Source organism: Vibrio sp. Y176 (assembly GCF_033438945.1).
Window position 1 is genome coordinate 1 of record NZ_JAWOQS010000454.1, and the last position, 739, is coordinate 739.

2 pseudogenes are annotated in these 739 nt (G+C 43.4%); one reads left to right on the forward strand and one right to left on the reverse strand.

From position 1 onward, the window contains the following. Nucleotides 1-204: pseudogene (locus R7O13_RS26645) on the reverse strand (hybrid sensor histidine kinase/response regulator); the annotation flags it as partial. Nucleotides 205-272: 68 nt separating this feature from the next. On the opposite strand from R7O13_RS26645, the pseudogene R7O13_RS26650 reads away from it, so the two are divergent. After that, nucleotides 273-739, forward strand: a pseudogene (locus R7O13_RS26650) (transporter substrate-binding domain-containing protein); the annotation flags it as partial.

Below are 739 nucleotides of genomic sequence, written 5' to 3' on the forward strand. Positions count from 1 at the left end.
CCACAAACTGGCTGAAAAGCTGGAGAGGTAGCTCGACTCCACTTGTTTTAAGTCGGTGTCGAGATGGGACAACTCTTCTTGAAAATCACGATATAAACTGATGGCAGAAATGACTAACGTAAAGATCAAACTCAACGTTAAAACCGCCAGCATAAGCTGGTTACCGATACTAAACCGGCGTTGAGTTCGCTCTTTTACATCCATATGAAATCACTCCGATAATCTTGCGCTACTCTAAATATAGTCGTGAGCAAATAATAATCGAGGATAGGATGAAAGGACTTCTACGTGTATTGGCTTTTAGTTGTATGGCAGTCAGTGCAGCGACCGCCGCTGAAGAGGTGAATTATTACGTTATCGCCGACCAAGCAAGGCCATTTCAAATCGAACAACAAGGACAACAACACGCCGGGATCGTGACGGATATTGTGAACGCGATTTTTGCCAACTCAGATTATAAGGTGAATTTTCACACCTATCCGTTTAAGCGCATGATTTCAGTGTTAGAAGCGGGTGGGGAAGAAAACTGGCTGACATACGGCAGCCCTGATTGGGGCCGAGTTCAATCAGAAAACCTATCTAAAGAGCCTATTTACACTGTAAAACACGTGTTGGTATCCAGCAGTGATGCGCCTTTTAAATTCAATACCATGCAAGACATCAAAGGTCGTTCCATCGTATTGCTGCTAGGTTTCGACTACCCAAACTTAATGCCGTTTTTTGAAGATAAAACCGTCAA